This window comes from Arthrobacter sp. 10T413_2, from assembly GCF_056394205.1.
The window spans coordinates 1-21,702 of record NZ_JBFTHK010000071.1 but is presented as its reverse complement, the minus strand read 5'-3'; the positions used below and the strand labels follow the sequence as shown (position 1 = coordinate 21,702).

The following is a 21,702-nucleotide window of genomic DNA, read 5'->3' as shown; positions in this document are numbered from 1 at the left end:
CTGCAGCTGTTCCTGAACCTGGTGGGGATTGTGGTGTCCGGCGTCGGGGTGTTGCTCTTCTACCGCGTGGTGGCCAAGCGACTGCCGCCGGACGCTACGCTGCGGCGCAAGTCTGCGGGCACCCGGCGCTGACGGCCCAGTGCTCACAGACTGGCTGACTGCCCAGTGCTGACAGCCTGGCTGACTGCCGCGCCGGCGGTCAGCCAGTCAGTCAGGCAACGGCAGCAGGTTTCTCACTGAGTGTTCCACCCGGTGGCCGCCAGGAACTGGGTCTCAAAGTACGGCGTGAGGCTCTCCATGTAGGTCCTGGTGACGTGGTTGTCATCCTTGTAGACCATCACGTTGCCGATGACGGCCGGGCAGACTTCGTCCTGGCAGAAGTACTGGCTGAAGTCCAGAAACTTAGTGGCCGGCAGCTGCGCGGCCACGGAGGCATCGGGCGATGCGGGCTGGTAGTTCTCCGCCGTCGTCGCTCCGCAGGCTGCGTAGTTGTTGGCGTTCTTCTCCAGGCAGGCCGGGACGGCCTCGTGCATGCGCGGGGTGTCGCGCAGCGCCACCACGGGGATGCCGGCGTCGTTGATGGCCTTGATCGGCGGAACCCACCCCGGGTCCATGAATTCCGTGGACGTCGGATCCGGGTCGGTTCGGGTGCTGGTTGTCACCACGAGGTCCGGCTTCATGGCCAGCACCTTCTTGAGGGTGTCCTTGTTGAAGTCCAGGCAGCCTTCCGAGAGCCCCGGGGCCGGGCCGACCGTCACAGGGCAGTAACCTTTGGTGATGGCTTCGACCTTCCACCCGTACTTGTCGGCCAGAGTGAGAATGGGGGTCGCCCAGACGTGGGCGTGCGAGTTGCCGATGATCACCACTGTCTTGGCGGCGTTCTGTTTGCCGTTGGTGCAAATGTTGGTGAGGGCCTTCTCATCCGACGTGCAGCCGCCCGCGTAGCGGGGCCATTCATCAGCCGCGGTGGCGAGGGTGGGAAGGAGCGGAGCGGATTTGTCAGCCCCGCCGACGTAGGCCGGGTCCAGCGAACGTGCACCCGGATTATTGACCCAGGCCTGGCTTGACGCCGCAGCAAGGGCGTAGTTGATCTGGAGTTGCCAGGCCGCCAGCGGCACGGCAGCGATGACCGCGGCCGCGGCGATGGCAATGAGGGCACGGCGGCGTTTGACCTCCGGCCACTTCCACCCCCGCCAGGGCTTCTCAATGAAGCGGGTGGTGAGGTAGGCGAGCACCATCGAGACGGCCACGATGATGCTGCCCGTGATCGGCCCCGCGCGGTCTTTGTCCGTCGCGGTCAGCGAGATGACCAGGACAGGCCAGTGCCACAGGTACAAGGCGTAGGACATGTCTCCCAGCCGGACCAGGGGCCCCGAGCTGAGGAACCGGTCAACGCCCAGCTTGCTGCCGGTCTGGCCGGCGACGATCACACAGGCCGCGGCCAGGGTGGGCCAGAGTGCCACGAAACCGGGGAAGGAGGCCTGGACATTGAGCAGGAGGCCGCAGCTGAGCATGGCCACAATGCCCAGCCAGCCGAGCGCCAGGCGCCAGCTCCGGGGAAGCCGCAGCGAGGGAAGGGCCAGAGCCACCAGGGTGCCCAGTGCAAACTCCCATAGCCGCGCGCCGGTATCGAAGTACGCTTCCGTCTGCTCCGCCTTGGTGAAGAGGATGGAGTAGATCAGCGAACCGAGGAAAATCAAGGCGAAGATGTAGCACAGCAGCACTCGGTAGCGGAGCCGGAAGCGCCTGGCGACGAGTGCGGCTCCCGCGAAAATGAGCGGCCACAGAATGAAGATCTGTCCCTGGATCGAGAGGGACCAGAAGTGCTGGAAGGGGCTGGCCTGGCTGTGGTCCGCGGCGTAGTAGTCCGTGGCCTGGGACTGCAGGAGCCAGTTCTCGACATAGGTCAGGGAGGCCCAGCCCTGCGAGATCACTTCCAGCCAGCGGGTCCGGGGAAGGAACAGGATGCTTGCGGCAATGACGGCCACGATGACGGTGACGGCAGCCGGGACGAGGCGCCGGAAGAGGTGTAGCCAATGCTTGAGCAGGGCCATGGGGCGGCCCTGCTCGTAGCGGCCGACGAACTGCAGCGTCATGAGGAACGCCGAGATCAGCAAGAACACGTCCACACCGCCGGAGACCCGGCCCAACCAGATGTGGTAGCTCATGACCATCAGCACGGCCAAGGACCGGAGCCCCTGAATTTCGGGCCTGAAGGTGGACTTTCGGCCGGCCTGGGGCGCGCCGGCGGATCGGGCAGGCGCGGGTAGGGTTCTTTGCTGTGTCATAGAAAAACCCCTCAAACCGGTAACCAAAACGTCTATGTTATCCAACCGTAATGTTCATGGCCAATCGTCGCGGCGGGCATAGACCTCTATTCAGTCATGCCAAGGTGTGAGTTTCCAGTGAATTGCCAGCATGGAGACAGCACGTCGCGGCCGAGTTGTGGCTGAGTCGCGGCGGGACCTGCCGCACTTCGGGAGCATTTTCGCGGCAGTCCCCCGGGCGCAAAAGTTAGACCAGGGCACAAAAAGGGACGGCCCGGCAAGTTGCCGGGCCGTCCCCTGTGCGGGCCGAAATTAGTGCTGGTGGCCTGCGTGCTCGTCTTCATCGGCCGGCTTCTCCACCACGAGGGTTTCAGTGGTGAGGACCAGCGCAGCGATGGAAGCCGCGTTGCGCAGAGCCGCACGCGTCACCTTGACGGGGTCGATCACGCCGGCGGCGATCAGGTCTTCGTACTCGCCGGACTTGGCGTTGAAGCCCTGGTTGACGGCGGATTCTGCCACCTTGGCAACAACCACATAGCCGTCGAAGCCGGCGTTCTGGGCGATCCAGCGCAGCGGCTGGGTCAGGGCCCGGCGAACGATGCCGACGGCGGCAGCCGCGTCACCTTCGAGAGCCTGGACGGCTGCGTCCTCGTCAAGGGCCTTCAGCGCGTGGATGAGGGCGGACCCGCCACCGGCGACGATGCCTTCTTCAAGGGCAGCGCGGGTCGAGGACACTGCGTCCTCGATGCGGTGCTTCTTTTCCTTCAGCTCAACCTCGGTGGCAGCGCCAACCTTGATCACGCCGATGCCGCCGGCCAGCTTGGCCAGGCGTTCCTGCAGCTTTTCCTTGTCCCAGTCGGAATCCGTGCGGGTCAGTTCGGCGCGCAGCTGGGCAACACGCGCGGCGACGTCCTCGGCCGAACCGGCGCCGTCGACGATCGTGGTGTTGTCCTTGGTGACCGTGATGCGGCGGGCGGTGCCGAGCACCTCAAGGCCAACGGAATCCAGGCTCAGGCCCAGCTCCGGGGAGACAACCTGTGCGCCCGTGAGGGTCGCGATGTCCTGCAGCATGGCCTTGCGGCGGTCGCCGAAGCCCGGGGCCTTGACGGCGACGACGTTCAGGGTGCCGCGGATGCGGTTGACGATGAGCGTGGACAGGGCCTCACCCTCGACGTCTTCGGCAATGATGAAGAGCGGCTTGGAGCTCTGCAGCGCCTTTTCCAGCAGCGGCAGGAAGTCCTGGACCGAGGAGATCTTGCCCTGGTTGATCAGAATCAGGGCGTCCTCGAGGACAGCTTCCTGGCGTTCCGCGTCCGTGACGAAGTACGGGGACAGGTAGCCCTTGTCGAACTGCATGCCCTCGGTGAGGACCAGTTCAGTCTGCGTGGTGGAGGATTCCTCGATGGTGATCACACCATCCTTGCCGACCTTGCCGAACGCCTCGGCCAGGAGCTCGCCGACCTCGTCGCTCTGGGCGGAGATGGCGGCAACGTTGGCAACCTGGGTGCCTTCGACCGGGCGGGCGTTTTCCAGCAGGCGGGCAGCAACGGCCTCGACCGAAACCTCGATGCCACGCTTGATCTCGCCCGGGGCGGCGCCTGCCGCAACGTTGCGCAGGCCTTCCTTGACCAGGGCCTGGGCCAGCACGGTGGCGGTGGTGGTGCCGTCGCCGGCAACATCGTTGGTCTTGGTGGCGACCTCCTTGGCAAGCTGCGCGCCAAGGTTTTCGTAGGGGTCGTCCAGCTCGATTTCACGGGCGATGGTCACGCCATCGTTGGTGATCGTGGGAGCGCCCCACTTCTTGTCCAGCACGACATTGCGGCCGCGCGGGCCGAGCGTGACCTTGACGGTGTTGGCGAGCTTATCGATGCCGGCTTCAAGCGACCGGCGGGCAGCGTCGTTAAACGCAAGCTGCTTTGCCATGGTTTTGTCCTTTCAAGACAGAACCCCGCGCAACTGATCCGTTCATGGCGAAGGATCGGCTGCGCGGGGGACCAAGAGAGTTACTTTACGACGATCGCCAGAACGTCGCGGGCGGAGAGTACGAGGTACTCCGTGCCGCCGGTCTTGACTTCGGTTCCGCCGTACTTGGAGTAGATAACGACGTCGCCGACGGCAACGTCAACGGGAACGCGGTTGCCGTTGTCGTCAAAGCGGCCGGGGCCTACTGCAACAACTTCGCCTTCCTGCGGCTTCTCCTGTGCGGAGTCCGGGATGACCAGGCCTGAAGCCGTGGTCTGCTCGGCTTCGAGCGGGCGGACAACAATACGATCCTCAAGAGGCTTAATAGAGACCGACAAGGACCTCTCCTATTCGTCAGCAAATTCGTGGACTATGAAGCAGTGATGCCATGGCGTACAGACCGTCGTCGCGGTGCCGGCAGCAGCCTGGCTGTGAAGCTTCAGGTGTTAGCACCCTCCTAGGGAGAGTGCTAATGACGACTCTATGTAAATGGTTAGCACTCGGTCAAGGCGAGTGCCAGAAATTCATCTCGGGTGAACAGCTCCCCCGCGCGGGACATGCCCATTCTTTGCCGCGGCCAGCGGACACTTCGGCATCATGCTCTCTGCCCGCGACGAGCGAGGGGCATGTCCGGCGCATGCGGGCTGTCCGAGGGGACATGTCCAACGGATGCGGCTGCTCAGTCGGACATGCCCATCCTTTGCTGCAGCCAGCGGACACTTTGGCATCATGCTCTCTGCCCGCGCCAAGCGAGGGGCATGTCCATCCACCGGGTCAGCTGGGTCCACCGGGCCTTGCGCGTGCGCCTACTCGCCGGCGAGCTCCTCGAAGTCCACGTCTTCGCCTTCTTCGTCGTCGCGGTCACTGCCTTCGTCGTTCCGATGCCGGTACATCACCAGGGCTCCGGCGCCAGCCAGCAGGACGCCGGCGATGAGGAAGATGATGCCACCGAGCCTGGCCGCGGCATAGGTGTCGCGGATGGCCCGGGCCTCGTCCGTGGCGTCCTGCACGTTCTTGCCGCCGACGGAATAGACCGTCGCGTTGAAGGAATCGAGGAAGAAGATGATCACCAGCAGCGCGATGCACACGACGGCGATCACCGCTCCGGCGATGATCGCCGGCCGTGCGTAGCGGGCCAGTCCTTGCTGATGGCTATGGCGCACCCGCCCGTCGTCGTCGTCCCGCCCGTCCACGTCCTGCCCAGCGGCGTCTCGCCTGGCGTCGTCCTGCCCGTCCTTATTCTGCCCGGATGTTTCCTCTGACGTGCTGTCGCCTGTACCGCTGTCTTCCATGTCGTCAAGCCTAGTCCCCGCGGTCCGGTCGCAGCGTGCCCGCGGCGCTGAACTACGCTGGAAGGCATGACTGACGCACCGCAGGAACACATTGCCCCGATCCTCACGCCCGAGGGCTGGGAGCTGCTGGCGTCGCTGGGCCCGTACCGCGAGGACGAGGCCTTCCGCCTCACCGCGGCGCTGCGCAAGGCCGGCCACTCCCCCGAGCTGGTCTCGGCGGTGCTCACCCAGTCCCGGCTGCGGACCAAGGCAGAGGCCAAGTTCGGTGAGTTCGCCCGGCAGATGGTCTTCACCAAGGCCGGTCTGGAGCAGGCCACCCGGCTCACAGTGGCGGCCCGGCACGCGCAGCGGTTCGTGGAGGCCGGAATCAGCCGTGTCGCGGACCTCGGCTGCGGGCTTGGGGCCGATGCCATGGCCCTGGCGTCCATGGATCTCGTGGTCACCGCGGTGGAAATGGACGAGACCACGGCTGCCTGCGCCACGATGAACCTGATCCCCTTCCGCAACGCCACCGTGGTCCACTCCGATGCCACTGCGGTTTCCCTCGAGGGGGTCGACGGCGTCTGGCTGGACCCGGCCCGGCGCACCACGTCCACTTCGGGAACCAAGCGGATCTGGGATCCGGAGGACTTTTCCCCGCCGCTGTCCTTCGTCGAGTCGCTGGCTGGCTCCGGGCGTGCCGTCGGCGTCAAGATGGGGCCGGGCATGCCGCACGATTCCGTGCCGGCGGACTGCGAGGCGCAGTGGGTCTCCGTGGGCGGGGACGTCACCGAGGTGGCGCTGTGGTTCAACGCCGTGCGGCGCCCCGGCGTCCGGCGCGCGGCCTTGGTCCTCGGGCCGCTCGGTGCCGCCGAACTCACCAGCGGAGAGGATTTCGGGGGCGGCCCGGCGGCGCCCGTGGGCCCGGTGGAGGGCTACCTGTACGAGCCCGACGGTGCGGTCATCCGCGCCGGACTCGTGGCCGACGTCGCCCTCCAGCTGGGCGGCCACCTCGTGGACGAGCACATCGCCTACATCTGCGCCCCGGAGTTGCGCGAGACCCCGTTTGCCAAGGCCTACAAGGTCCTGGACGTGATGCCGTTCAACGTCAAGGCGCTCAAGGCTTGGGTCAAAGACCAAGGGATCGGCGTCCTGGACATCAAGAAGCGCGGCACAGCCGTCACCCCGGAAGAGCTGCGCAAGCAGCTCCTGCCCGGCGGAAAACCGGCAGGATCCAAGAGCAAGGCCAAGAAATCGGCCACCCTGGTCCTCACCAGGATCGGCGAGGACCGGGTGGCCATCTCGGTGGAGCCCGTCTAACTCGGGCGGCCGGGGCTACTGGGCCCGTGTGAACTCTTCGGCGGCCTTGACCTGCTCGTCGGTCGGCCGGATCCCGGTGTAGAGCACGAACTGCTCCAGCGCCTGGATCGTGGCTACCTCGGCTCCGGTGATCACGGTCTTGCCGGCCGCGCGCGCGGCCTTGATGAGCGGCGTCTCCGCCGGGAGGGCGACGACGTCGAACACCACCTTTGCGGCGTCGATGGCCTCCTGCGGGAAGGACAACGCGTCGGCGTCCGGCCCGCCGGCCATACTGCCTGCCATACCGATAGGTGTGACGTTGATGATCATGTCGGCCGTGCCCGTTCCGGACCTTGCGGAGCCCAGATCCGGGCTCCAGGCGAACCCGTACAGCTCGGCCAGACCGCGTCCGGTGTCCTCGTTGCGGGCCACGACGGTCACGTCCTTGAAGCCGGCATCCCGAAGCGCGGCGACAGTGGCCTTGGCCATGCCACCGGAGCCCAGGACCAGCACCGAGTAGTCCGTCGGGACGGCATTGCGCTGCAGGAGCTGCTCGATTGCCGTGTAGTCGGTGTTGTAGGCAGTGAGCCGGCCGCCGTCGTTGACTATGGTGTTGACCGAATCGATGGCCTTCGCGGAGGGGTCCATGACGTCCACCAGGGCGATCACGTCCTCTTTGTAGGGCATGGACACCGCGCAGCCGCGGATGCCGAGTCCACGCACTCCGGCAATGGCCTGGGCGAGGTCGGTGGGGGCGAAGGCCTTGTAGATCCAGTTCAGGCCCAGCTGTTCGTACAGATGGTTGTGGAAGCGTGTCCCGTTGTTGCTCGGCCGGGCCGAGAGCGAGATGCACAGGGTCATGTCTTTGTTCAGAATGGGCACAGCTCCATTAAACGCCAGAAGCGGACCGCTCCCCCGCAGCCCCGCCCGAGCCCAGGCCCGAACCTCAACGACGCCCGGCGCCGGAGCCTCCCCTGACCAGCGGCGTTTGTGAATACACTCACGCATCAGCGGTAACTTTGGCACCGTCCAGGGCCTGCCCCTGCACTAGACTTGGACCACCCGTAGCCCTGCCAGCCGCCCGGCCGGCGCTGTGGCGGGAAATGGCACGCGACACCGCCGGTGCCGCGTGCAGGGTCACGCCCAAGGGTGTTTGCCAGCGCATTCCCGCCAGGACGACGGCCAGGACAGCAGAACAGTGAAGGGACCACATGAAGATCGAGTTCGCTTCATCCAGGCAGTCGAGTCTTGGCGTGGAATGGGAGCTGGCCCTCGTCGACGCCGAGACCGGTGAACTGGCCTCCGTGGCGAACCAGGTGCTCCGCGGAGTCGCTGCCCGGCATCCCGAACTCAACGAGGACGACGAGCACCCGCACATCAAGCAGGAGCTGCTGCTGAATACCGTGGAACTCGTCACCGGAATCTGCACCACCGTGGCGGAGGCGAAAGCCGACCTGAACAGTTCGCTGGCCGCGGTCCGCGAGGTCACCGACCCCATGGGCGTGGAGGTCTTCTGCGCCGGGAGTCATCCGTTCAGCCCGCCCCAGCTGCAGCCCGTGACTGATAAGGAACGCTACGCGAAGCTCATTGACCGGACGCAATGGTGGGGCCGGCAGATGGTCATCTACGGCGTCCACGTCCACGTCGGACTGGACAGCCGGGACAAGGTCCTTCCGGTGCTGGACGGCCTGGTCAACTACTTCCCGCATTTCCAGGCGCTCTCCGCCTCCAGCCCCTTTTGGGGCGGCGAAGACACCGGCTACGCCTCGCACCGCGCCCTCATGTTCCAGCAGCTGCCCACCGCGGGGCTGCCGTTCCAGTTCGCCCGCTGGGAGGACTATGAGGCCTACGTCCAGGACATGTTCACCACCGGTGTGATCGACACCCTGTCCGAGATCCGCTGGGACATCCGTCCCGTTCCGCATTTCGGCACCATCGAGATGCGCATTTGCGACGGCCTGGCCACCCTTGAGGAAGTCGGGGCCATCGCCGCCTTGACCCAGTGCCTGGTCGACGAATTTTCCACGACACTGGACAACGGGGGCACCATTCCCACTATGCCGCCGTGGCATGTCCAGGAAAACAAATGGCGCGCGGCCCGGTACGGCCTGGACGCGATCATCATCCTCGACGCCGAGGGCAACGAGCAGCTCGTCACAGAGCACCTGCGCGAGACGCTCAAGCGGCTCGAGCCCGTCGCGGCGAAACTGGGCTGCAGCGCCGAACTGGCCGACGTCGAGAAGATCATCCAGCGCGGCGCCGGCTACCAGCGCCAGCGCCGGGTGGCCGCCGAGCACGGCGGGGACCTGCGCGCCGTCGTCCTGGACCTCGTCAAGCAGATGCGGCAGGGTCCGGAAGCCTAGCTCCGGCGCGGTGTGTGGCGTCCACGGGAGCGGACAATCACGGGCGGCGCTAACGGCGCCCCAGGCGCACCAACGTCAGTCGGATGCCGAGTCAGGCGCAGACGGTGGTGACCGGCATCGAGGAGTCGGGGGCAAAACCGATCCCGCTCGGCTCCACTCCGGCCATCACCAGCTGCGCCCCGAGCGCTGCCACCATGGCACCGTTGTCCGTGCACAGCGAGAGCGGCGGCACCGTCAGCCGGATCCCGGCGGCGCTGCAGCGCTGTTCGGTGAGCTGGCGCAGCCGCGAGTTGGCTGCAACGCCTCCGCCGAGGAGGACCTCCGTGATGCCGTTTTCGCGGCAGGCGAGCACGGCCTTGGACGTGATCACATCCACTACGGCTTCCTGGAAGGCCGCGGCGATGTCTGCGACGGGAACCGTCTCACCGCGGGCCTCGAACTGCTCCACGCAGCGGGCGACGGCGGTCTTGAGTCCGCTGAAGGACCAGTCGTACCGGTGCGGGCCGGGTTCCTCCGCGGTGCCCATGTACTTCGGCTGGGTGAGGCCGCGCGGGAACCGGATGGCTTTGGCGTTGCCGGTGCGCGCGAGCTTGTCGATGGCCGGGCCGCCGGGATAGCCCAGGCCCAGGAGCCGCGCCACTTTGTCATAGGCTTCGCCGGCGGCGTCGTCGATCGTGGAGCCCAGCAGCTCGACGTCGTCGGTGATGCTCCGGATCCGCAGGATCTCGGTGTGGCCGCCGGACACCAGGAGCGCGCCCATGTTGTCCGGGAGGGTTTCCGGCCGCGACCCGGCGGGCGGCGTCGACACCGACGCCGCCGTGCCGGTGCCCTCCTGGAGGAGTCCGACACCGACGTGCGCCACCAGGTGGTTGATGGCGTAGAGGGGTTTTCCGGTGGCGACGGCGAGCGCCTTGGCCGCGCAGACGCCCACCATGAGCGCTCCGGCCAGGCCGGGCCCGGAGGTAACGGCAATGGCGTCAATGTCCGCCAGCTGAACGTTCGCCTCCGCAAGCGCCTCCTGGAGGGTGGGGACGAACGCGTCGAGGTGGGCGCGGGAGGCGATCTCGGGAATCACCCCGCCGAAGCGGACGTGTTCCTCCATGGAGGAGGACACGGTGTTGGTCAGCAGTTCGGTCCCGCGGACAATGCCGACGCCGGTTTCGTCGCAGGAAGACTCGATGCCGAGCACGAGCGGCTGGGTGCGGTTCATGGTCGGCCTGCTTCCTTGGGCTGGGGGCTGAGTGGTTCGCGGGGCAGCTGGAGCCGCATGATCAGGGCGTCCACGCCGTCGCGGTAGTAGCGGGGCCGGATGTGGATTTGTTCGAAGCCGAAGCGCCGGTAGAGATGCTGGGCCCGGGGATTGTCCGCCCGGACCTCCAGCAGCACGTCCTGGGCGCCGCGGGCCCGGCTTTCCGCGATCAGCTCGGTAAGCAGGGCAGAGCCGATGCCCTTGCCCTCCTGTTCGGGCACGACGGCGATCGTCTGGACGTCCGAGATCGGTTCGATGCACATCAGCCCGGCATATCCCACGATCCGGCCGTGGAACTCCGCGACGAGGTAGTGGCGGGTATCCGTCTGCGCGAGCTCGTCGCGGAACATCTGCAGCGGCCACGCGTCCACCGGGAACAGCCGGCATTCGAGCTCGTGGACGGCAGGGATGTCCGCGGCGTCCATCTCCCGCAGCGTGACGCCGCCGGGCAGAGTGCGCGGTGCGGTGTGGTCAGCGTTCACAGGGCACGCTTCCGGGGTCCGGGCACCTGGGCATCGGACTCGCGGAGGTACAACGGGGTGGAGTCCAGGAGCTGCTCCCCCGCCGCGAGCCGGGCGAGCGCGAACTGGCCCAGCGAGAGGGCCTCCGGCTGCCGGGTGCTGAATTCGGCGACGGCCTTGACGACGTCGGAGTAAATTCCCGCTCCGGCGCCGTAGACGGGCAGATCCGGAAGATCCGCGGCGAATCCGACGTGCGGGCCGTCGGCAAGGTGCGGCAACTGGGCGTCGGAGAGCGTGTACCGGGCCCAGTACACTTCCTTGCGGCGCGCATCGGTGGCCACGATGAACTCCGCGGCCGAGTCGGTGGATTCGGCGACTTCCAAGGCGATCGCGTCCAGGCTCATGACGCCGTACAGCGGCTTGTCCCAGACAAAGGCGAGGGTGCGGGCGGTGACGATCCCGGAGCGCAGTCCCGTGAACGGTCCGGGACCCACGCCGGTGACGATTGCGTCGACGTCGTGGCCGCTGACGCCGGCCTCGGCCAGGAGGGCGTCGATTCCCGGGGCCAGGACTTCCGCGTGCGTGCGCGTATCTTCGGTGGCGAAGCTGGCCAGCACGGACTCGGGCGCGTCATCGGAGACCAGCGCGGCGCTCGCGACGGCCGAGGTGTCGATGGCGAGGATCAGCATCAGGAGTTCCGTTCCGGGGTCTGGGGCAGTGGTTCGGCGGGCGTCGCTTCGAAGCCCGGCAGCGCCGGGGGTTCTGCCCAGCGCGGTCCGAAGCCGCGGATCACGACGGTCCGGGGCTCGTCGTCGTCGTCCGTGTCGAAATCCAGCACGCCGGGTTCGACGGCGGCGTCGGCGGCCGTGCGGTCGGCGCCGGCTTCGGAGGGCACACCGGCGCCCGGGGCGCCGGCAGCTGGGGCGCCCGGGGCGCCTCCCCGGGTGCGGTGGAGTTCGACCTCCAGGCGGCTGTCGCTCAGGTGCTCCACCCGGTCACGGCCCCACTCGACCACGGTCACGGCGCTGTCCGTGGTGTTTTCAAGGTCGATGTCGTCGATTTCGGCGGCTGATTCCAGCCGGTAGGCGTCCACGTGCACCAGGTCCGGACCGCCCGGCCGGGGTCCCTCGGGCACGTTGGGGTGGATGCGCACCAGGACGAACGTCGGGGAAATGATGCCGGGCCGGACGCCCAGGCCCTCGCCCAGTCCCTGCGTGAAGGTGGTCTTCCCGGCGCCCAGTTCGCCGGTGAGGATGAGCAGGTCTCCGGTCTCCAGGTCGGCGCCGAGGGCCGCGGCGAGCGCGTGCGTCTCTGCCGCCGTCCGGACCTCAACGCTCCGTTCCCAGGCGGGCCCGCTCACGGCCGCTCTTCGCCGGTCGAGGGCTCTTCGTTGATGTAGCGGCGCGGCACCCGCGGGCTGATCCGGGTGACGATCTCATAGTTGTTGGTGCCAGCTGCCCGGGCCCAGTCGTCGGCCGTGGGTCCGCCGTCGGCGCCGTCGCCGAACAGCACCGCTTCGGCCCCGAGGATGCTCGGTCCTCCGGCTGTGACGTTGCGGGGTCCGAGGTCGATCACCATCTGGTCCATCGCGATGCGCCCCACCACGGGGTAGTTGACGCCTTCGACGCGGACCGGGCCCCCGGTCGCGATGCGCGGGACTCCGTCCGCGTAGCCCAGCGGGATGAGCCCGAGGGTGCTGACGCCGTCCGTGCGGTAGTTCAGTCCGTAGGAAACGCCCTGCCCGGCGGGCACGTCCTTGCAGTGCGACACCACCGTGCGGACCGTCATGGCCGGCCGCAGCCCGAGCTCGGCCGGGCTTTGTCCTTCGAAGGGCGACAGCCCGTACAGGCCCAGCCCCACGCGGACCAGATCAAAGTGCGTGTCCGGCCGGGACAGGGTGGCGGGGGTGTTGGCCAGGTGGCGGACCTCCGGGTCCACGCCGGCGTCCTGGGCGACGGCCAGGATCTGGCGGAACGCGGCGAGCTGTTCGTCGGTTTCGGGCCGTTCGGGTTCGTCGGCGACGGCGAGGTGGGAAAAGATGCCCACGACCCGCAGCAGGCCCTGGTCCTGGTATTCCATGGCTTCACCCACCAGGCTGTCCCAGGCGTCGAGGGTGGCGCCGTTGCGGCCGAGCCCGGTGTCGACCTTCAGGTGGATGCGGGCCGGCCGTTCCTGCTCCCGGGCGGCGGCCACGATCCGGTCAAGTTCCCAGCCCGAGCAGCCGATGTCGATGCCGGCGGCCACCGCGGCGGCGAAGTTGCTGTCCGGTGTGTGCAGCCAGGCCAGCAGCGGCGCCTCGATGCCGGCGGCGCGGAGGGCCAGGGCCTCGGAGATGTGGGCGGTGCCCAGCCAGCTGGCTCCTGCACCGAGAGCCGCCCGGGCCACCTGGACGGCGCCGTGCCCGTAGGCGTCGGCTTTGACCACGGCCATGATCTTCGCCGGTGAGGCCACCGCCGCGAGGTGGCGGACGTTGTGCCGGATGGCGTCGAGGTCGATTACTGCGGAGCGTTCCTCCGCGCGGGCCGGCACTGCCGCCGAATCGGGCACGAGATCGCCTGTTGCTGCTTGGTAAGTCACTTAACGATTCTATGGGCGACGCCGCGGGCCGGATAATCCGCGGGGCCACGCCTACCGCTGGACATGTCCTCCCGTCCCGCGGGACATGCCCATTCTTCGCACCCAGGACCGGGCACAACGGGTATATGTCCACGCTCGGGCCCCAGAGAGGGACATGTCCGGTGGCCAAAGAGAACCTACCCGGACACCGCTCTCGGGACATGCCCATTCTTCGCACCCAGGACCGGGCACAACGGGTATATGTCCATGCCAAGGTCCGGGAGGAGGACATGTCCAGTGGCTGCAACCGCCCGCCCCGGCACCTCCCGCAGCCCCTATGCGTCGGACAGGTGCGCGATGGTCGCCGTCGCCCGCCGCTGCGCCTCGGGCGGAACATCCCTCACGATCTCTTCCAGGAAGCGGTAGCGGCGCAGCCATTGACTGGCCTGCCGTTCCTTCCGGGCGTTGGCCCGCAGCCACCAGTCGGCAATGTCCCCCCAGCCGGGGGCCGCCAGCGAACCGCCAACCTCCTGAACGGCCAGAGCCGCACAGAGATTCGCAAACCGCAGCCGGTCCCCGAGCGGCCAGCCGGCCAGGCAGCCGACAATGAAGGCGGCCCCGAAACAATCCCCCGCGCCTGTGGGATCGTAGGCGGACACCGGCAGCGACGGCACCCACTCCTCTTCGCCCGTCTCGGAGTCCACGGCCATGGCCCCCTGCGGACCAAGGGTCACGACGGCGACCGGCACCCGGTCGGCCAGCGCGTAGAGGGCCGCCCACGGGTTGTCGTGGCCGGTGAAAGCCATCGCCTCGTGCTGGTTCGGCATGAAAGCGTGAAAGTACTGCAGGTTGTCCAGCCGGGTGGAGGACCAGACACCGGACGGATCCCAGCCGACATCGCCGAACAGCCGGACTCCGTTTTTATGCGCATCGGCGGCCCAGGGCTCGAGTTCCTCCCCCAGCTCCGCCACGGCTGCGAGCGCCGGCGGCGGACAGCCAATCAGCTCGGTGGCGGAGACCGGCGCCGGGTGGCCGTGCGTCACCATGGACCTGTCCTTCTCAACGCTCAGGGACACCGTGACGGGCGAATGCCAGCCCGGCACCCGCCGCGACAGCGACAGGTCCACATGTTCCTGCCCCGCCAGGATCTTCCAGTTGTAGTCGCCGTAGCCGTCGTCGCCGAACGCGGCGGCCAGCCCGGTCCGCAGCCCCAGCCGGGCCGCGGCGATCGCCTGATTCGCGACACCGCCGGGGCAGCTGCCCATCCCGTCGCTCCAGATTTCCGTTCCCGGCTGGGGTGCGTGCGGCAGCCCGGTGAAGATGATGTCCTGGAATACGGTGCCGGTCAGGAGCAGGTCGAACCCGTCCGCGGCCGAGCTGCGGACGGCAGACAGCGGGTCAAAGCGCCGCGTCGGGATCGCGTCCATATACGGCACACTACGCCGTACCGCAGCCGAGCGAAACCGCCGGCTGCAACGGCCCGACGGCGGCGTGTCCAGCACGTTGGCCGCGCCCCCGGGCCCGCGCCACACCCGCCCGGGCTGGCCCACACCGGCCGCGCCGGGACGCGCGAGGAATAGCGCGGAGAATAGACTGTTCGCATGCGGCTCACGATCGCCGGCGGGGGCGGGTTCCGCGTCCCCCTGGTCTACCGGGCGCTCTCTGCCGGCCCCTTCGCAGGGCTGGTGCGGGAGCTGGTGCTCTACGACGTCGACGCCGGCCGGCTGGCCGCCATCGAGGCCGTCCTGGCATCCCTTGCACAGCAGGGTCCGCCCGGTTCCGGGCCGCAAGTCCGTACCGCATCATCGCTCGCCGACGCCCTCGACGGCGCCGACATGGTCTTCGCCGCGATCCGGCCCGGCGGCACGGCCGGGCGGACCGCCGACGAGCGGATCGCCCTGAACCTGGGCATTCTGGGCCAGGAAACCACCGGCGCGGGAGGCATTTCCTACGCCCTGCGGTCCATTCCGCCCATGCTGAAGCTCGCGGAGGAAATGCGGAGCCGCTGCCCCGGGGCCTGGCTGCTGAACTTCACCAACCCCGCCGGCATGGTCACCGAGGCCCTGGTCCCGGTACTCGGGCACAGGGTGATCGGGATTTGCGATTCCGCCGGCGGCCTCGTCCACCGCGCGGCCCGGGCTGCCGGAGTCACGCTGCCGGAAGGCAGGCTCGACGGCGTGGGCTACTACGGCCTGAACCACCTCGGCTGGCTGTACCGGCTGGAGTCCGGGGGCCGCGATGTGCTCCCGGACCTCCTGGCGAACCCGGCCGCACTGGCGGAGTTCGAAGAGGGCCGGCTGTTCGCGCCCCGTCTTCTTGAGGGCCTCGGCTGCCTGCCGAATGAATACCTCTTCTACTACTACGACACCGAACGCGCGGTGGCCGGCATGCGCGGCGCAGCCCTGACCCGGGGGGAATCAATCGCCCGGCAGCAGGCCGAGCTCTATCCCCGTCTCGCAGCCGCGGGGCCCGGGGCCTTTGCGCTCTGGGAGGCCGCCCGCCGGTCACGCGAAGAGGGCTATCTCGCGGAAGCCCGCACCGGGGGCGAACGCCGTGACGAGACCGACCTCGCCGGCGGCGGCTACGAGCGGGTGGCCCTGGCGGTCATGCGCGCCTTGTCCGGGGGCGGCGAGGCCCAGCTGATCCTCAACACGGTCAACACCCTCCCGGTCGACAACGCAGTCAACACTGTCGCTGGGCCGGCCCCGGACAGCCCCGCCGCCGGCCCCGCCGCCCGCCGCGCGGCCGGGTCGGCGGTGCCGGCCGTGCCGGGGCTGCCGGCGGACGCCGTCGTCGAGGTCCCCTGCACGGTGACCCCCGACGGCGCTGTACCGGTTCCGCAGGATACTCCGGGACCGGAGCAGCTGGCCTTGATGCAGCGGGTCAAGGACGTCGAACGGCTCGTGGTGGAGGCGACGACGACCGGCAGCCGCGAGTCAGCCCTCGCCGCGTTCGCGCGGCATCCGCTCGTGGATTCGGAGGTCCTCGCCAGCAGACTGCTCTCCGGGTACGAGGCCGCATTCCCGGAGCTGGGCCGCCTGTGGCACCACGGGTCGTGACGACCGCACCGTAACTGACGAGCCGCTGGCAGCCCGCCAGCCCGGCACGGCCGTTCAGCCCGGCAACGTCTGCCGGCCCGGCTAGAGCTTCCGGTACATCACGTGGAGGCCCACGTAGCCCAGTTTCGGGTGGTCGAAGGCCTCGGGAAGGGTGGCGAGCACCTCGAAGCCCATGGATTTCCAGGCGGCGACGGCCCGGACATTGCTTTCCACGACCGCGTTGAACTGCATGGCCCGGAAGCCGGCGTCGCGTGCGGCGCCGAGCGAGTAGGCGCAGAGGGCCCGGGCCAGTCCGCGGCCGGCATAGCCGGGATGGACCATGTAGCCCGCGTTGGCGACATGGCTGCCGCCGCCGCCCTGGTTGGGGTGCAGTTCGCCGGTGCCCAGGATGGCACTGGTGTCGGAGGCGACCGCGACGAACGTCTGCCCCGGCGCCTGCTTGAACCAGCGCCCGCGGGCTTCGTCCTCGGTGGTGTCCCGGTCCCAGGTGAAGGTCTCCCCCGCCCGGATGACGGGCTCCAGGATCGCCCAGATGCCCGGCCAGTCCTCCGGTCGGGCCTCCCGGATGGTCCAGCTGCCGGCAGCATCGTGTTCTGTCGTTGCGCTCACAGCCGCCACGTTAGCAGGAGGCCCTGACTTGGGGACCGGGCAGTGAACCGTACGGTGAACGGAACCCGGAACCGTCCCCTGAGCGGGGCCGGAGAAATGAACTGTGAGATCGGGCCGCAAAACGGGCTGTGAACCCACCGCCACTTCAGGAGTAATGTTTTATCGACATGCATTTGGCAGAGAGAAATCTGCAGAGGAGAGGGGAACCGTGTCGCTGATCCGCCGCGTCGCTTTCCTTTCCCTGCACACCTCGCCCATGGAGCAGCCCGGTTCGGGTGATGCCGGTGGAATGAACGTGTACGTCCGGGCGCTGGCCGCGGCACTTGCCGAGACCGGCGTGGAAGTGGAAATCTTCACGCGGTCCACCGCAGCCGGGCAACCCGCCGTCGAACATCCCTCCCCCGGCGTCTGCGTCCACAACGTCCTGGCCGGGCCGCCGCGGAAGCTGCCCAAGGAGGAACTCCCGGAACTGCTGCACAGCATGGTCGCCGAGATCGACCGCATCCGGCACCTGCAGCCGCACGGCCGGTACGACGTCGTCCATTCCCACTACTGGGTCTCCGGGGTGGCCGGTCTCGAGCTCGCGGAATTGTGGCGGCTCCCCCTCGTCCACACCATGCACACTATGGCCAAGGTCAAGAACCAGCTCCTCGAGTCCGGCGAACAGCCCGAGCCCCGGCGGCGGGAGGATGGCGAACAGCGGATTGTCGACGGCGCCGCCCGGCTGATCGCCAATACCGGCACCGAAGCCGCGGAGCTGGTCTCGCACTACAACGCAGACATCGACCGCATCGACGTCGCGCCGCCGGGCGTAGACCTGGCCGTCTTCACGCCGGCTTTCCGGAACCGCGACAGGGCCGGGCATGGCGTGGCCCCGGGCAAGTTCCATCTCCTGTTCGCGGGACGAATCCAGCGGCTCAAAGGGCCGCAGATCCTGATCAAGGCGGCCGCCCTCCTGCGGTCCCGGCGCCCCGACATCGACCTGCAGCTAACCATCCTGGGGGCCGTCAGCGGCGCGAAGGACTTCAATCTCAAAGCGCTGGTCAGCGCCGCCGGAATGGACGACGTCGCCACCCACCACCCGCCGGTCAACGCACCGGAGCTGGCCGGCTGGTACCGATCGGCCGACGTCGTGGTGATGCCTTCCTACAGCGAATCCTTCGGCCTCGTGGCGCTGGAGGCGCAGGCCTGCGGGACACCGGTGCTCGCCACGAAAGTGGGCGGCCTGTCCCGCGCCGTGCAGGACGGGCGCACGGGGATGCTGGTCGAGGGCCACAAAGCCAGCGACTGGGCGGACGCCCTTGAAGCTCTCTACGACGACCCCCAGACGCGCACCGACATGGGGCGCGCCGCCGCGATCCATGCGCAAGATTTCGGCTGGCAGCGCACCGCCGCGATTACGCTGGAGAGCTACCACACCGCCGTGAGCCAGTATTTTGGTACCCTGACCATCCCGGTGGGCCACACACCCTGAACCGGGCCCCGCCGCCGAACCCGTGCCGGCAACACCGGCCCGGGACACCCGCCGCCGCCACGAGCCGAAGGACAACGATGTCTGAGACCACCACTGCCGGGAACAACGTACCCAGCGATCTGGAAATTGCCCAGCGGGCCGTCATGAAGCCCATCGGGGAGATCGCGGCGGCTGCCGGCATCAACCCGGAGGCGCTGGAGCTCTATGGACCCTATAAGGCCAAGATCGACCCTTCGAAGCTGAACGTCGTGGCGGGCGCTGCCGCTGGAACGCCGTTGCGTACCCCCGGAAAAGTCGTGCTCGTCTCGGCGATGTCCCCCACCCCGGCCGGCGAGGGCAAATCCACCACCACCGTCGGGCTCGCCGATTCCCTGGCCCGGGCCGGGCACAAAGTGATGATCGCGCTGCGCGAACCCTCGCTCGGGCCCATCCTTGGCATGAAAGGCGGCGCCACGGGCGGCGGCTACTCCCAGGTGCTGCCGATGGACCAGATCAACCTGCATTTCACGGGTGACTTCCACGCCATCACCTCGGCGAACAACGCGCTCATGGCCCTCGTGGACAACCACATTTTCCAAGGCAACGAACTGAACATTGACCCGCGGCGGATGACGTTCAAGCGGGTCCTGGACATGAACGACCGCGCCCTGCGCGAGGTTGTGATCGGCCTCGGCGGGCCGGCCCAGGGCATCCCGCGGCAGGACGGCTTTGACATCACCGTGGCCTCGGAGATCATGGCGGTGTTCTGCCTCGCCACGGACCTCAACGATCTGCGCGAGCGGCTGGGCCGGATCACCTTCGGGTACACCTACGACCGCCAGCCCGTCACCGTGGCCGATCTCGGTGTCCAGGGCGCCCTGACCATGCTGCTCAAGGACGCGATCAAGCCCAACCTCGTGCAGACCATCGCCGGCACGCCGGCACTCGTGCACGGCGGACCCTTCGCCAACATCGCCCACGGCTGCAACTCCCTGATCGCCACCCAGACGGCCCGCAGCCTGGCGGACATCGTGGTCACCGAGGCCGGTTTCGGCGCGGACCTCGGTGCCGAGAAGTACATGGACATCAAGGCGCGGATGGCCGACGTCGCCCCGTCCGCCGTCGTCCTCGTGGCGACCGTCCGGGCGCTCAAGATGCACGGCGGCGTGGCGAAGGACCGGCTCAAGGAGCCTAATGTGGAGGCCCTGGCCGCCGGCGTCGCCAATCTCCAGCGCCACATCCGCAACGTGGAGAAGTTCGGCATCGTGCCGGTCGTGGCGGTCAACAAATTCGCCACAGACACCCCTGAGGAGCTCGACTGGCTGATTGAGTGGTGCGCCGCGGAGGGCGTCCAGGCTGCGGTGGCCGATGTCTGGGGCCGTGGCGGAGGCGGCGACGGCGGGGATGAGCTCGCAGCGAAGGTGGCGGCCGCGCTGGACGCCCCGCACGCCTTCCGGCACCTGTACCCGCTGGACATGTCCGTCGAGGACAAGATCCGGACCATCGTGCAGGAGGTTTACGGGGCCGACGGCGTTGACTTCTCCGTGCCGGCGCTCAAACGGCTGGCCGAGATCGAGAAGAACGGCTGGTCCGGGATGCCTGTGTGCATGGCGAAGACCCAGTACTCCTTCACTGATGACGCCACCCGGCTCGGCGCCCCCAAGGGCTTCACCGTCCACGTCCGGGACCTCATCCCCAAGACCGGGGCCGGCTTCATCGTGGCCCTCACCGGCGCGGTGATGACCATGCCGGGCCTGCCCAAGGTCCCGGCGGCGATGCGGATGGACGTCGACGACGCCGGCAACCCCGTCGGCCTCTTCTGACCCTCCCCTCATCCGCCCGTTAAACGCCTGTTGCCCTATCACTAATGGCGGCTAAACCGGGGTTTTAAGGGCCATAAGTGATAGGGCAACGGGGGACGGGGACGTGCGGGAGGGTTAGCGCTCCAGGTCGCCGCGGATGAAAGCCTCGACCTTTTCACGGGCGAGGTCGTCGTTGAACTGCTCCGGCGGGGACTTCATGAAGTAGCTCGACGCCGAAACCAGCGGGCCGCCGATGCCGCGGTCCAGGCCGATCTTGGCGGCGCGGATGGCGTCGATGATCACGCCGGCGGAGTTGGGCGAGTCCCAGACTTCGAGCTTGTATTCCAGGGACACCGGGGCGTCACCGAAGTTGCGGCCCTCGAGGCGGACGAAAGCCCACTTGCGGTCATCGAGCCACTGGACGTAGTCCGACGGGCCGATGTGGACGTCCTTGGCGGCGAGCTCAGCCTCGACGTTAGAGGTGACGGCCTGAGTCTTGGAGATCTTCTTGGACTCGAGGCGGTCGCGCTCCAGCATGTTCTTGAAGTCCATGTTGCCGCCGACGTTCAGCTGGTACGTGCGGTCCAGCGTGACGCCGCGGTCCTCGAACAGTTTGGCCATGACGCGGTGCGTGATGGTGGCGCCGATCTGGCTCTTGATGTCATCGCCCACGATCGGCACGCCGGCGGCAGTGAACTTGTCCGCCCACTCCTTGGTGCCGGCAATGAACACGGGCAGGGCGTTGACGAACGCCACGCCGGCGTCGATGGCGCACTGGGCGTAGAACTCGGCGGCCTCCTGGGAGCCGACCGGGAGATAGCAGACCATAACGTCAACCTTGGCGTCCTTGAGGGCCTGGACGACGTCGACCGGCTCTTCCGGGGACTGCTCGATGGTCTCGAGGTAGTACTTGCCGAGGCCGTCCAGGGTCGGGCCGCGCTGGACGGTGACACCGGTCGGCGGCACGTCGGCGATCTTGATGGTGTTGTTTTCGCTGGCCAGGATGGCGGCGGACAGGTCCTGGCCGACCTTCTTGCCGTCGACGTCGAATGCGGCGACGAACTCCACGTCGCCCACGTGGTACTGGCCGAACTGCACGTGCATCAGGCCCGGAACTGTGGCCTTGGGGTCGGCGTCCTTGTAGTACTGGACGCCCTGGACCAGCGAAGTGGCGCAGTTACCTACGCCGACGATTGCAACACGAATCGGATGTGAAGACACGGAACTCCTTTGAGGAAAGGGTGACCGGCGCGGCCGCATTCTGTTGTACTGCATCAGTTGTGCGGGCGGCAGGCGGACACGGCGCCGTAAGGCGCCCTTAGTAGTCTAATCAACACCGCCGGGGCCGCGG

18 protein-coding genes are annotated in these 21,702 nt (G+C 68.0%); 5 read left to right on the top strand and 13 right to left on the bottom strand.

Annotation, left to right across the window (positions count from 1 at the left end; genetic code table 11):
- Positions 1-233: 233 nt before the first annotated feature.
- From AC1DBQ_RS12795 to AC1DBQ_RS12780, 4 genes are all read right to left on the bottom strand, one after another.
- Entirely contained in the window at positions 234-2,288 is a 2,055-nt protein-coding gene (locus AC1DBQ_RS12795) for an acyltransferase family protein (RefSeq protein WP_476928857.1), read from the bottom strand.
- 291 nt (positions 2,289-2,579) lie between these two features.
- Positions 2,580-4,190 (bottom strand): chaperonin GroEL, encoded by a 1,611-nt coding sequence (gene groL / locus AC1DBQ_RS12790; protein ID WP_476928856.1) that lies wholly within the window; start codon positions 4,188-4,190, stop codon positions 2,580-2,582.
- An 80-nt stretch (positions 4,191-4,270) separates the two neighbouring features.
- Positions 4,271-4,567: a co-chaperone GroES gene (gene groES / locus AC1DBQ_RS12785; protein WP_028275747.1), complete on the bottom strand. Its 297-nt coding sequence runs from the start codon at positions 4,565-4,567 to the stop codon at positions 4,271-4,273.
- Between the two features lie 468 nt (positions 4,568-5,035).
- Positions 5,036-5,521: a hypothetical protein gene (locus AC1DBQ_RS12780; RefSeq protein WP_476928855.1), complete on the bottom strand. Its 486-nt coding sequence runs from the start codon at positions 5,519-5,521 to the stop codon at positions 5,036-5,038.
- 66 nt (positions 5,522-5,587) lie between these two features.
- Between AC1DBQ_RS12780 and AC1DBQ_RS12775 the strand changes: the two genes are divergently transcribed.
- Positions 5,588-6,820, top strand: a complete 1,233-nt coding sequence (locus AC1DBQ_RS12775; RefSeq protein ID WP_476928854.1) for a class I SAM-dependent methyltransferase — start codon at positions 5,588-5,590, stop codon at positions 6,818-6,820.
- 15 nt (positions 6,821-6,835) lie between these two features.
- On the opposite strand, the gene AC1DBQ_RS12770 is transcribed toward AC1DBQ_RS12775, so the two are convergent.
- Positions 6,836-7,681 carry a shikimate 5-dehydrogenase gene (locus AC1DBQ_RS12770; protein ID WP_476928853.1) on the bottom strand — a complete coding sequence of 282 codons (846 nt, stop codon included), beginning with the start codon at positions 7,679-7,681 and terminating at the stop codon, positions 6,836-6,838.
- 329 nt (positions 7,682-8,010) lie between these two features.
- On the opposite strand from AC1DBQ_RS12770, the gene AC1DBQ_RS12765 reads away from it, so the two are divergent.
- A complete protein-coding gene (locus tag AC1DBQ_RS12765; RefSeq protein WP_476928852.1) occupies positions 8,011-9,162 on the top strand; it encodes a glutamate--cysteine ligase in 1,152 nt (383 codons plus the stop codon).
- Between the two features lie 91 nt (positions 9,163-9,253).
- Here AC1DBQ_RS12765 and tsaD read toward each other — a convergent pair whose 3' ends face one another.
- The 6 genes from tsaD to AC1DBQ_RS12735 form a co-directional block, all read right to left on the bottom strand.
- The gene (gene tsaD, locus AC1DBQ_RS12760) at positions 9,254-10,372 is read right to left on the bottom strand and encodes a tRNA (adenosine(37)-N6)-threonylcarbamoyltransferase complex transferase subunit TsaD (protein WP_476928851.1); all 1,119 of its coding nucleotides are present in this window, start codon (positions 10,370-10,372) and stop codon (positions 9,254-9,256) included.
- Positions 10,369-10,836, bottom strand: coding sequence for a ribosomal protein S18-alanine N-acetyltransferase (gene rimI, locus AC1DBQ_RS12755; RefSeq protein ID WP_476928858.1), 468 nt, complete (start codon positions 10,834-10,836; stop codon positions 10,369-10,371). The genes tsaD and rimI overlap by 4 nt, the downstream gene beginning before the upstream one ends.
- Before the next feature lie 53 nt (positions 10,837-10,889).
- Positions 10,890-11,561: a tRNA (adenosine(37)-N6)-threonylcarbamoyltransferase complex dimerization subunit type 1 TsaB gene (tsaB, locus tag AC1DBQ_RS12750; protein WP_091252081.1), complete on the bottom strand. Its 672-nt coding sequence runs from the start codon at positions 11,559-11,561 to the stop codon at positions 10,890-10,892.
- Positions 11,561-12,232, bottom strand: a complete 672-nt coding sequence (gene tsaE / locus AC1DBQ_RS12745) for a tRNA (adenosine(37)-N6)-threonylcarbamoyltransferase complex ATPase subunit type 1 TsaE (RefSeq protein WP_476928850.1) — start codon at positions 12,230-12,232, stop codon at positions 11,561-11,563. Before tsaE ends, tsaB begins: the two co-directional genes overlap by 1 nt.
- Entirely contained in the window at positions 12,229-13,449 is a 1,221-nt protein-coding gene (gene alr, locus AC1DBQ_RS12740; RefSeq protein ID WP_476928849.1) for an alanine racemase, read from the bottom strand. Before alr ends, tsaE begins: the two co-directional genes overlap by 4 nt.
- Before the next feature lie 314 nt (positions 13,450-13,763).
- On the bottom strand, positions 13,764-14,855 hold the full coding sequence (locus AC1DBQ_RS12735) for a carbohydrate kinase family protein (protein WP_476928848.1): 1,092 nt from the start codon (positions 14,853-14,855) through the stop codon (positions 13,764-13,766).
- A gap of 174 nt (positions 14,856-15,029) precedes the next feature.
- Here AC1DBQ_RS12735 and AC1DBQ_RS12730 point away from each other — a divergent pair, with 174 nt between their 5' ends.
- Complete coding sequence (locus AC1DBQ_RS12730) at positions 15,030-16,487, top strand: family 4 glycosyl hydrolase (RefSeq protein ID WP_476928847.1); 1,458 nt, start codon at positions 15,030-15,032, stop codon at positions 16,485-16,487.
- A gap of 81 nt (positions 16,488-16,568) precedes the next feature.
- Here AC1DBQ_RS12730 and AC1DBQ_RS12725 read toward each other — a convergent pair whose 3' ends face one another.
- Positions 16,569-17,096, bottom strand: coding sequence for an N-acetyltransferase family protein (locus AC1DBQ_RS12725; protein ID WP_476928846.1), 528 nt, complete (start codon positions 17,094-17,096; stop codon positions 16,569-16,571).
- A gap of 208 nt (positions 17,097-17,304) precedes the next feature.
- Here AC1DBQ_RS12725 and mshA point away from each other — a divergent pair, with 208 nt between their 5' ends.
- Together mshA and AC1DBQ_RS12715 are read left to right on the top strand one after the other, a co-directional pair.
- On the top strand, positions 17,305-18,570 hold the full coding sequence (gene mshA / locus AC1DBQ_RS12720) for a D-inositol-3-phosphate glycosyltransferase (RefSeq protein WP_476928845.1): 1,266 nt from the start codon (positions 17,305-17,307) through the stop codon (positions 18,568-18,570).
- Positions 18,571-18,647: 77 nt separating this feature from the next.
- A complete protein-coding gene (locus AC1DBQ_RS12715) occupies positions 18,648-20,372 on the top strand; it encodes a formate--tetrahydrofolate ligase (RefSeq protein WP_476928844.1) in 1,725 nt (574 codons plus the stop codon).
- A gap of 114 nt (positions 20,373-20,486) precedes the next feature.
- Here AC1DBQ_RS12715 and AC1DBQ_RS12710 read toward each other — a convergent pair whose 3' ends face one another.
- Positions 20,487-21,572: an inositol-3-phosphate synthase gene (locus tag AC1DBQ_RS12710; RefSeq protein WP_476928843.1), complete on the bottom strand. Its 1,086-nt coding sequence runs from the start codon at positions 21,570-21,572 to the stop codon at positions 20,487-20,489.
- Between the last annotated feature and the right edge of the window lie 130 nt (positions 21,573-21,702).

What these genes read in the sequence shown, in the direction of transcription:
- AC1DBQ_RS12795 (WP_476928857.1), bottom strand. Translation starts at nt 2,288, where the DNA reads ATGACACAGCAAAGAACCCTACCCGCGCCTGCCCGATCCGCCGGCGCG.
- groL (WP_476928856.1), bottom strand. Translation starts at nt 4,190, where the DNA reads ATGGCAAAGCAGCTTGCGTTTAACGACGCTGCCCGCCGGTCGCTTGAA.
- AC1DBQ_RS12780 (WP_476928855.1), bottom strand. Translation starts at nt 5,521, where the DNA reads ATGGAAGACAGCGGTACAGGCGACAGCACGTCAGAGGAAACATCCGGG.
- AC1DBQ_RS12775 (WP_476928854.1), top strand. Translation starts at nt 5,588, where the DNA reads ATGACTGACGCACCGCAGGAACACATTGCCCCGATCCTCACGCCCGAG.
- AC1DBQ_RS12765 (WP_476928852.1), top strand. Translation starts at nt 8,011, where the DNA reads ATGAAGATCGAGTTCGCTTCATCCAGGCAGTCGAGTCTTGGCGTGGAA.
- tsaD (WP_476928851.1), bottom strand. Translation starts at nt 10,372, where the DNA reads ATGAACCGCACCCAGCCGCTCGTGCTCGGCATCGAGTCTTCCTGCGAC.
- rimI (WP_476928858.1), bottom strand. Translation starts at nt 10,836, where the DNA reads ATGGACGCCGCGGACATCCCTGCCGTCCACGAGCTCGAATGCCGGCTG.
- tsaB (WP_091252081.1), bottom strand. Translation starts at nt 11,561, where the DNA reads ATGCTGATCCTCGCCATCGACACCTCGGCCGTCGCGAGCGCCGCGCTG.
- AC1DBQ_RS12735 (WP_476928848.1), bottom strand. Translation starts at nt 14,855, where the DNA reads ATGGACGCGATCCCGACGCGGCGCTTTGACCCGCTGTCTGCCGTCCGC.
- AC1DBQ_RS12730 (WP_476928847.1), top strand. Translation starts at nt 15,030, where the DNA reads ATGCGGCTCACGATCGCCGGCGGGGGCGGGTTCCGCGTCCCCCTGGTC.
- AC1DBQ_RS12715 (WP_476928844.1), top strand. Translation starts at nt 18,648, where the DNA reads ATGTCTGAGACCACCACTGCCGGGAACAACGTACCCAGCGATCTGGAA.